The sequence below is a fragment of the Kitasatospora arboriphila genome, assembly GCF_039528095.1.
GTDB classification, from domain to species: Bacteria; Actinomycetota; Actinomycetes; order Streptomycetales; family Streptomycetaceae; genus Kitasatospora; species Kitasatospora arboriphila.
The window spans coordinates 1-9,018 of sequence record NZ_BAAALD010000166.1; the positions used below are offsets into that span (position 1 = coordinate 1).

At 76.2% G+C, this 9,018-nt stretch carries 12 protein-coding genes; 7 read left to right on the forward strand and 5 right to left on the reverse strand.

Going from position 1 to position 9,018, the window contains the following annotated elements; all coding sequences use genetic code 11:
• Positions 1-215: 215 nt before the first annotated feature.
• Positions 216-662 (reverse strand): MerR family transcriptional regulator, encoded by a 447-nt coding sequence (locus ABD353_RS38405; RefSeq protein WP_344628372.1) that lies wholly within the window; start codon positions 660-662, stop codon positions 216-218.
• Positions 659-988: a hypothetical protein gene (locus ABD353_RS38410; protein WP_344628373.1), complete on the reverse strand. Its 330-nt coding sequence runs from the start codon at positions 986-988 to the stop codon at positions 659-661. Before ABD353_RS38410 ends, ABD353_RS38405 begins: the two co-directional genes overlap by 4 nt.
• Positions 989-1,672: 684 nt before the next feature.
• Between ABD353_RS38410 and gvpJ the strand changes: the two genes are divergently transcribed.
• The 7 genes from gvpJ (at position 1,673) to ABD353_RS38445 (ending at position 5,747) form a co-directional block, all read left to right on the forward strand.
• Complete coding sequence (gene gvpJ, locus ABD353_RS38415; protein WP_344628374.1) at positions 1,673-2,080, forward strand: gas vesicle protein GvpJ; 408 nt, start codon at positions 1,673-1,675, stop codon at positions 2,078-2,080.
• A complete protein-coding gene (locus tag ABD353_RS38420) occupies positions 2,077-2,886 on the forward strand; it encodes a GvpL/GvpF family gas vesicle protein (protein WP_344628375.1) in 810 nt (269 codons plus the stop codon). The genes gvpJ and ABD353_RS38420 overlap by 4 nt, the downstream gene beginning before the upstream one ends.
• A gap of 122 nt (positions 2,887-3,008) precedes the next feature.
• A complete protein-coding gene (gene gvpO / locus ABD353_RS38425) occupies positions 3,009-3,674 on the forward strand; it encodes a gas vesicle protein GvpO (RefSeq protein WP_344628376.1) in 666 nt (221 codons plus the stop codon).
• Positions 3,671-4,216 (forward strand): gas vesicle protein, encoded by a 546-nt coding sequence (locus ABD353_RS38430; RefSeq protein ID WP_344628377.1) that lies wholly within the window; start codon positions 3,671-3,673, stop codon positions 4,214-4,216. The genes gvpO and ABD353_RS38430 overlap by 4 nt, the downstream gene beginning before the upstream one ends.
• Positions 4,213-5,103 (forward strand): GvpL/GvpF family gas vesicle protein, encoded by an 891-nt coding sequence (locus tag ABD353_RS38435; protein WP_344628378.1) that lies wholly within the window; start codon positions 4,213-4,215, stop codon positions 5,101-5,103. The genes ABD353_RS38430 and ABD353_RS38435 overlap by 4 nt, the downstream gene beginning before the upstream one ends.
• A 24-nt stretch (positions 5,104-5,127) precedes the next feature.
• Positions 5,128-5,433 (forward strand): gas vesicle protein, encoded by a 306-nt coding sequence (locus ABD353_RS38440; RefSeq protein ID WP_344628383.1) that lies wholly within the window; start codon positions 5,128-5,130, stop codon positions 5,431-5,433.
• Entirely contained in the window at positions 5,430-5,747 is a 318-nt protein-coding gene (locus ABD353_RS38445) for a gas vesicle protein K (RefSeq protein ID WP_344628379.1), read from the forward strand. Before ABD353_RS38440 ends, ABD353_RS38445 begins: the two co-directional genes overlap by 4 nt.
• A gap of 42 nt (positions 5,748-5,789) precedes the next feature.
• On the opposite strand, the gene ABD353_RS38450 is transcribed toward ABD353_RS38445, so the two are convergent.
• The 3 genes from ABD353_RS38450 to ABD353_RS38460 all read right to left on the reverse strand — a co-directional run.
• A complete protein-coding gene (locus ABD353_RS38450; RefSeq protein ID WP_344628380.1) occupies positions 5,790-6,092 on the reverse strand; it encodes a DUF4193 domain-containing protein in 303 nt (100 codons plus the stop codon).
• A 110-nt stretch (positions 6,093-6,202) separates the two neighbouring features.
• Positions 6,203-7,462, reverse strand: coding sequence for a PP2C family protein-serine/threonine phosphatase (locus tag ABD353_RS38455; RefSeq protein ID WP_344628381.1), 1,260 nt, complete (start codon positions 7,460-7,462; stop codon positions 6,203-6,205).
• A gap of 191 nt (positions 7,463-7,653) precedes the next feature.
• Positions 7,654-9,018, reverse strand: a 1,365-nt coding sequence (locus ABD353_RS38460; RefSeq protein ID WP_344628382.1) for a hypothetical protein, incomplete at its 5' end; no start/stop codon positions are given.

The following is a 9,018-nucleotide window of genomic DNA, read 5'->3' on the forward strand; positions in this document are numbered from 1 at the left end:
GGGAGCCCCCCCCGGGGCCCCCCCCCCCCCCCCCCCCCCCCCCCCCCGCCCCCGCCCCCGCCGCCGGCGCGGCGGCCACCGCGGGGAGCCAACCGGCCACCGCAGCCGAGCCGGTGCCGACCGCACCGGCGGCGATCAGGGCGGGCAGCAGACAGCAGGCCGCGCAGGCCAGGCCGGCCAGGCCCGACAGCACCTTGGCGGAACGCGGGGTCCGGTCAGCAGCAGGGTTGGTCACGGCGCTTCTCCTCGGCGAGATCGGTGAACGGGATCGGGCAGCAGGTGCTGCCCGCACAGGCGATCAGGTCGTCGCAGCCCGCGTCGACGGCGGCGACCAGCGCCCCGCGGATGACCGTCAGGTCGGCGATCCTGGCGTCGACCTCGGCGAGCTTGGCCGCGGCGCGCTCCTGCAGGCCGGGCACCGGACGGCCGTGCCGGTGGCGGCCGGCCTCCAGCAGGTCGGCGACCTCGTCCAGGGTGAAGCCGAGCCGCTGCGCCGCCTTGATCACCCGAAGCACCGTCACCGTCTCCTCGCCGTACAGGCGGTGGCCGCCCGGCGAGCGGTCGGGCTCGGCGAGCAGGCCCCGGCGTTCGTAGTAGCGCAGCGTCTGCACGTTCACCCCGGCCGCCTCGGCGACCTGCCCGGAGCGCAGGCCCTCGTTCACCGCGGCCTCCCGGCGGAGCGTGCCCGCGTCTCGAGGGCGTCCAGCACGGCCGCGTGCGCGCCGTCCACCGCGACGTCCAGCAGCACGGCGTCCGGTCGGGCGGTGACCGTGAACGCGAAGAACGAGCAGCAGCCGCCCTCGCGTTCGGCCAGGTCGCGCACCGACTGCTCGGCGCCGGCGTCGAGTTCCAGCCGCAGCCGGAGCGGCCCTGGCCGCGACAGCCCGTTCAGGCGGTCCGTGAACAGGCCGTCCCACTCCGCCACCCGGAGCGGCCGCTCCTCGGTGGGCAGCGTGCACGACGCCGGCACCCACTCCCCGTCGCCCATCGCGCTCACTCCCGTCGTCAGGTCCCCGGGCGGGGACGTCTTCGACGGTAAACCCGTACCCGGGTACCGGATGCAAGCGCCGGTCGGTCGTCCGCACCGACGCCGCCTTCGCTGCTCAGCGTGACAATTGGTCGCCTATTGTCGATCCATTGGGATATTTCCACCAATTTGAGCTCACCGTTTGTGATCGACATGGCCGGGTAGGCGGGCCAGAGTCTTCGTCGGACGGATCCTCGATGCCCGACGGATCGACGACGGGGACAGCCACCTCCGTAGGACACACCATGAAGAACGCCGAGCTTGCCGCAACCGTCGGCGCGGGCTACCTCCTCGGGCGTTTCCACAAGGCCCGGTGAGCGATGGCCCTCGCCGGGGCGGTCGCGGGAAAACGCCTGACCACTGATCCTGCAGCGCTGCTCGGCGGCCTGCTCGAGTCGTCGCCCCCGGCTCCGGCAGCTGGCCGGCAACCGCGTCAACGCGCTGACCGACTCCCTCCAGCGCCGGACGGAGTCCCTGCGTTCCGGTTCCTCCGGCGACTCCGGTGACGAAGCGGACCACGAGGAACCCGAGGACGAGGAAGAGGACTTTGACGACGACTCCTACGACGAGGAACCCGAGGAGGAGGACGAGGAGCCCGCTCCGCGTTCCCACCGCCGAGTCCCCGCGGAGAGCAGGTGATCCACCGTGTCCGCCGTCGCCACACAGACCAGCCGCTGTCTCGACCGCCCTCCGGCGGGCGGGCCGGCCGACGCCCTGGACCTGATCCTGGACAAGGGCCTGATCATCGAGGTCTACGTCCGCGTCTCCTTGGTGGGCATCGAACTGCTGACGGTCGACACCCGGATCGTCGCCGCCGGCGTGGACACCTATCTGCGCTTCGCCGAGGCGGTGAACCGGCTCGACCTGGCCGACGGCCGTAGCCCGGGCCCGTCCGAGCTGGTGAACGGCGTGCACGACGACGGAGCTCGCGACCGGTCCGCCGGTGCGCCGGAGGGCGCGCAGGAGCAGGACGGTCAGCAGGATCGGCAGCACGAGGAGCGGCAGCGCCGCCACACCCGTCCCGCCGCTCACCGGAGGGAGCAGGAGCGATGACCGCCCGGGCCGGCACCGGCAACGGCAGGGGCGGCGTCCCCGCCCGGGCCTGCTACGTCTACGGCATCGTGCCCGCCGGCACCCGGACGCCCGACGACCTGCGGGGCGTCACCGATCCGCCGGCGCGGATCGGTGTGGTCGGCCGCGGCCGGGTGGCCGCCGTCGTCAGCGAGGTGCCGGTGGACCGGCCGCTCGGCACCGCCGCCGACCTGCGCGCCCACGCCGGCGTGCTGGACACCCTGGCCGCGCGGCACACCGCCGTCCTGCCGATCCGCTTCGGCGCGGTCGTCCGCGACAGCCACGCGGTCGAGGAGGACCTGCTCGCGCCCTACGAGGAGGAGTTCCACGCCGCACTGGAGGAACTGGCGGGGCACGCCCAGTTCACCGTCCACTGCGACTACCGGGAGGAGGAACTCCTGCGCGACATCGTCGCCGACCGGGCGGACATCGCCCGGCTCCGCGAGGACGTCGCCACCCAGGGCGAGGCGGCCGGCCACTACCTCCGCGTCCGGCTGGGCGAGCTGATCGCCGACGAGATCGCCGCCCGCCGGGACGAGGACGCCACCGTCCTCGCGGACAGCCTCGCCCGGCACGCCACCGCCGTCGCGCCCGCCCGGTCCGGCCCGGCCGAACAGCGCTTCAGCGCGGCCTTCCTGGTACGGGAGACCGAGCGGGCGGCGTTCGAGCAGGCCGCCGAGGGGCTGGCCCGGCGGTGGGCCGGCCGACTGCGGGTCCGTTTGCTCGGCCCGCTGGCGCCCTACGACTTCGCCGCCGCCTTTACGGAGGCGGCGGAAGGGATCGGGTAGCGATGCGACCCCTGTCCGCACCGGCGGCCCCGCCGCATGGCGCCGCCCGCGGGGAGTTCCCCGGCCGGGCGGCGGGACACCCGCGCCGCGCCGGATCCGCCAGGCATCGGGAGGTGTGAGCCGTGCCAGTCCGCAGACCCCGCCCCGCCGAGGGCGACGAGCCGGAGCGGCCGATCGAGCGCCGTTCCCGCCGGGCGCCCCCGGCCGACCCGCCGCGCACCGCCCGCCGCCGGGCCCCGGAAGACCCTCCGGACACCCCGGAGGAGCGTCCGGTGCGTCGCCGCAAGCCGGTGGGGGCGTCGGATGCGGGCTCGGGCGCGGGTGAGCGCCGGGTCCGGTCGGTCGACGGCCGTGCCCGCCGCGCGCCGCAGGAGCCGCCGGAGGAGACCTCCCGGTCCGCCCCGGCGTCGGACGGGCCGGAGGAGCGTCCCGCGCGCCGCCGGACCGGCGGCACGGGCGATCCCCGGTCCGTCGGCTCGGAGCGGAGCGCGGGCGAGGAGCCCCGGCGCCGTCCGGCGGGTGGGAAGCTGACGGCCCGCCGGGCCCCGGCCGTGGCCGCCGACGACGTCGACGACCTCACCGGCCGGACTCCGGAGGGCATCACCTCGATCGACCGCACCGAGGACGGCTGGCGGATCGGTGTCGAGGTACTGGAGTCCCGCCGCGTCCCCGACTCCGCCGACATCCTGGCCGTCTACCTGGTCGCCCTCGACGACGACGGCGACCTCGTCTCCTACCGCCGCGAACGCCGCTACTACCGGGGCAGGCCCGAGGAGGACTCGCCATGACCCAGCCGACCGTCCGGCCCGGCGACCGGTTCCTCGCCGCGCAGTCCCGCGGGGCGGGCGCCCAAGGCGCCAACCTTGCCGACCTGTTGGAGCGCGTCCTGGACAAGGGCATCGTGATCGCGGGTGACATCCGGGTGAACCTGCTCGACATCGAACTGCTCACGATCAAGATCCGTCTGCTGGTCGCCTCCGTCGACCGTGCCCGGGAGATGGGCATCGACTGGTGGGAGCACGACCCCTCGCTCTCCTCCGGCAAGCGCGACCTCGCCCTGGAGAACCGCCGGCTGCGCGAACGCATCGGCGAACTCGAGGCGGGCCGCACCGGCCGGCGCACCATCAGCCGGGCCGCCGACCGGGCCGACTACCGGGCCGACAACCGGGCCGACTACCGGGCCGACAACCGGGCCGACAACCGGGCCGACAACCGGGCCGACAACCGGGCCGACTACCGGGCCGACAACCGGGCCGACTACCGGGACGCCGAACCAGAGGACGACGAGGCGCCGCCCGTCCGGCGCCGCCGCACCGGAGGTGCATCATGACCACCCCGGACCTCACCTGGCTCTACGCGGTGGTCCGCGAGGTCGAGGACGGAACGCTCGCGGGCCTCACCGGAGTGGCGGGTGAGCCGTTGCGCGTGCTCACCGCCCCGGGGCTCGTCCTGGTGGTCGGCTCGGTGCCGCGCGGCGGCTTCGACGAGCTGGCCCTGCAGCGCCGCCTGGGGGACCTGCCCTGGCTGGAGTCGGCCGTGCGGGCGCACCACCGGGTGATCGCCGAACTCGCCCGGTCCGGCCGCACCCTGCCGCTGCGCTTCGCCACCCTCTACCGGGACGACCGCGGCGCCGCCGCGTTCCTCCGCGGCGCCGGCCCCCGTCTCCGGGCCGCCCTGGACCGGGTCGCCGACCACGCCGAGTGGGGCGTCAAGGTGTACCTGGACGCCGCCGCCCCGGACCCCGCCGAGGTCGGGGCTCCCGCCGACCGGCCCGGCACCGCGTACCTGCTGCGCCGCCGCGCCCAACGCGACGCCCTCGCCCGCCGGTTCGAGGAGGCCGCGGCAGGTGCCCGGGAGATCCACGCGACGCTCGCCGCCCGTGCGGGCCGGGCCGCCGAGCACCCGCTGCAGTCCGCGGAGGCGAGCGGCCGGTCCGACCCGATGCTGCTGAACGGCGCCTATCTGGTCGAGCAGGACAGGGCCGCCGAGTTCGGCGCGGCCGTCACCGACCTCGGCCGCCGATTCACCGGGGTCCGCCTGGAGCTGACCGGTCCGTGGCCGCCGTACTCCTTCGCCGACATCCAGCCCGAACCGGCACCGGAGCCCGAACCGGCACCGGAGCCCGAACCGGCACCGGAGGCCGCACCGGACCACGTGCCGGCGGGACGGGCCGAGCAGGGGTGGCCGGCCAAGACCCCGTCGGCCGAGGGCGGGTGAGCCGCCGTGACCGCCCCAGGCGCCGTGACCACCGCGGGCGAGGTCGCCCGGACGTCTCCGTACCCCGTGGACGACCGCAGGATCGCCCTGGTCGACCTGCTCGACCGGCTGCTCGCCGGCGGCGTGGTCGTCACCGGCGAGATCACCCTCGGCATCGCTGACGTCGATCTCGTCCGGATCAGCCTGCGCGCTCTGATCTCCTCGGTCGGCACCCTGGCCGCCCAGTACGTCGACTCCGCCGGGGAGTCCGGGCCGGACGCGCCGGACGCACCGGACGCACCGGACGCATCGGACGCGCCGGACGCGGAGGTCGCGGAGGGCGCGCCGTGACCGCACCGGGAGACGGCCGGGCGCCGCGCACCGCGGTCCCGGGCCGCCGGATCGAGCTGGACCCGGAGGCGGTCGGCCGGGACCTCGCCGCGCTCGTCCTCACCGTGGTCGAGCTGCTGCGGCAGCTGATGGAGCGCCAGGCCCTGCGACGGATGGACGCCGGCGACCTCACCGAGGACCGGATCGAGGTGCTCGGCCGCACCCTGATGGCGCTGGAGGAGCGGATGGACGAGCTCCGCGAGCACTTCGGTCTGCGGCCCGAGGACCTCAACATCGACCTCGGGCCGCCGGGCCCGCTGCTCCCCCCGGAGTGACCCGCAGGCCGTCCGGGGGGAGCAGCGGGCCCGTCGGCGCGTTCAGTCGGCGCACTCCTTGCAGATCGGCTGACCGCTGGAGTTCTCGCCGGCGAGCTGGCTGCGGTGCCGCACCATGAAGCAGCTCGCGCAGGTGAACTCGTCCTGCTGCTTGGGCAGGACCTGCACGGTGAGTTCTTCGCCCGACAGGTCGGCTCCCGGCAGTTCGAGTCCCTCGGCCGCGTCGAACTCGTCGACGTCGACCTTGCCGTCGGCGCGTTCCGCCCGGTGGGCCTTGAGCTCCTCGATGCTGTCGTCGGAGCTCTCGTCGTCGCCCTTGCGGGGGGCGTCGTAGTCGGTGGCCACGGTGTCGTCCCTTCATGGACTGGTGGACTGGTTGACCTCGGGGGAGACCAGCCTCCCTCCGGAGCCGTTCCCGCGCACCCGCTGCGGAGCGCGCGGTACGGCGGGGCGGATCAGAGCCGGACGGCGACCAGCGCGATGTCGTCGGTGCCCTGACCGTCGTCCGCGCCCAGGTCGGCGAGGACGGCGTCCGCCAGCGCCTCCGGGCCGAGCCCGCGGTGCCGGGCGGCGCTGGCGGTGAGCCGTTCCAGCCCCACGTCGATGTCCTCGCCGCGCCGCTCGATGAGGCCGTCGGTGTAGAGCACCAGGGTGGCGCCCGGCCGGTACCCGGCGGCCGCCTCGGAGCGCGGGATCTCGTTCTCCCAGGCGCCGAGCGGCGGGTCGGTGGCCCCGTCGAGCACCTGGACGGAACCGTCCGCGTGGACGAGCACCGGCGGCGGGTGCCCGGCGCTGCTGTAGCGGACGGTGCGGGTGGAGCGGTCGACGACGGTCTGCACCGCGGTCGTCGACAGCGCGCCCTCGACGGTCACCGCGTAGCGGGCCAGGGTCTTCAGCGCCTGCGCCGGCTGCCGGGTGGCGCGCAGGGCGGCGTTGAGCGCGCTGTGCAGCCGGCCCATGATCCCGGCCGCCTCCAGTCCGTGGCCGACCACGTCGCCGACCGCGACACCGAGCAGCGACCGGTCCAGGTCGACCAGGTCGTACCAGTCCCCGCACACGTTCAGCGTCCGGGTCGCGGGCTGGTAGCGGACCGCCGCGAAGGAGCGGTGCGCCGGCGGCACGGCGGGCAGCAGCGACCGCTGCAGGCTCAGCGCCACCTCGCGCTCGCGGGCGTGCGCCTGCCGCAGCTCCTCGTTGAGGTCGGCGAGCTCCTGCGCCCGGGCCAGCAGGTCCGCCGCCATGTGCGCCTCCCGGGTGAGGCCGGTCAGCACCGTGCCGTCCGCCGGACCACGGCCGTCGAGGATGCTCCGCACCAGGGCGGTGACCTCCTCGACCCGGTGCACGATCGCGACCACCTCGCCGTCCGCGCCCAGCACCGGTGTGTTCAGCGTGCTCCAGTACCGTTCCTCGAACACCCCCGGCCGGTCGGTGTGGTCGACCCCGTACTTCTGCAGCGGCATGCTGTCGCTCTGCCGGGTGGTGATCACCCGCTGCAGCGAGGCGCGCAGCGGGACGGCGCCGGTTGTCTCGCCGTGCGCGGGGTCACCGGGGAAGACGTCGAACAGCAGGCGGCCCACCAGCTCCGCGCGGTTGCGGCCGGACACCCGCAGATAGGCCTCGTTGGCGTCCGCCATCACCAGGCCGGGGGTCAGGACGAGCATGGGGCTGGGCGTCGCCCGGAACGCCGCCCCGTAGTCCACAGCCGGCGCGTCCACACCCGCTCCTCGGTCGTGATCATCCCGTGGGGTGCCCTCAATCTACGCCCGTCATGTGGGTCACGCCCGGTGCGCCGCTGCCGCCCGGACGCCGTGCCGGAGCCGGTGGAGCACCGTGGCCCGCGGAGCACCGGCAGTCCCGGGCCCGGCGGCCCCCCCCCGGGGGGGGGCCCCGCCGGGCCCGGACCGGTTCAGCCGGCCGCCGCGTCCGGGGCGTGCCAGGTCGCCCGGACGAGCCCCCGTTCCGCCGCCGTGAGGTGGAGGGCCGCAGCCAGCCACTGCTCGGCGTAGCGGTCGGCGCTCGGGTCGCCGAGCCGCCCGAAGACGTCCCGCTGTCGGCGGTCGGCCTCCTCGGCGAGGGCCGTGGACAGCTCGGCCGCCGCCCGGAAGCCGGTGCGCCGCAGTGCCGCGGCGTCCGTCCGGGCGCCGCCGCTGCGGGCCGCCTCGGCGACCGCGCGCCGCCCGCCCGCGACCGCCAGCTCGACCTGGCGGCGGACCCGCCACAGCGGCGAGTCGCCCAGCGGGTCGGGCCCCGCGGACACCGGCCCCGGCAGCTCCGGTCCTTCCCCGTCCGGGGCGGGCACGTGGGTGCCCTGGAGCAGGTCGTAGCCGAGGTCGGCCCGGCCCTGCCACTCGGCCGGCAGCCGCAGCGTGTACGCGGCCCCGGCGACGGGTGCCACCGCCAGCGGACGCAGGGTGGCGGCCCGATCCGGGTCGCCCCGGGCGAGCACCCGCAGCCGCAGGCCGGGGTGGGCGCCGATCCGGGTCAGGTTGGCGGTGTGCGCCAGGTCCGGGTGACGGTTGACGGCGACCAGCCGGACGAGCGGGCCGTGCGGCTCGCCGGTGGCCCCGTCCACCTCGCGGGCGAGCACGCTGTCGGCGGACGCGCCGAGCACCACCAGCTCGCAGCCGACGGGCCGGCGCAGCAGCTCGGTCTGCTCCGGGTCGGCCAGCGGGCCGTCGGCGAGCCGCTCGGCGACGGCCTCCGCCAGCGGGCGGGCGAACAGCTCCGCGAGCGGGCCGGAGCCCCAGTCCATCCCGCCCACCGGATTGGCCCGGACCCTGCGGCCCGAGCCGAGCCGGCCGTCCGCGGACACGGTGGCGCCCGAGATCAGCAGGCCGCCGCGGGACAGCTGGGAGTGGTCCAGGGCCGCCGCGCCGACCGAGACCGGTGCGGTGCCCGCGCCGCGGGCGCGGGACGGTCCGCCGGGCTTGATGTCGGCGATCGACACCCAGCGGCCGTCCTCGGTGACCAGGTGCGTCACCACGCCGCCGTACCCGGTGGCGGTCAGCACCGGCTCGCGGCAGACGCCGTGGACCCGCAGCGCGCCGCCCGGCTTGTACATGCGGCGGGCGGTGCCGAGCACCGCCCGGTCGGCCGGGCCGGACCGCAGCAGCGCCGTGGTGAACAGCCGACCTCGCAGCGCAGCCGCGAGGTCCGCGGTGCGGTGGCTGCTGTAGCGGGCGCGGGCACTGCGCAGTCCGCGGACGACCCGCAGCGCGGCCGCCTCGGCCCGGTGCAGGTCGGCCAGCCGCGCGGTGTGCGCGGCCCGCAG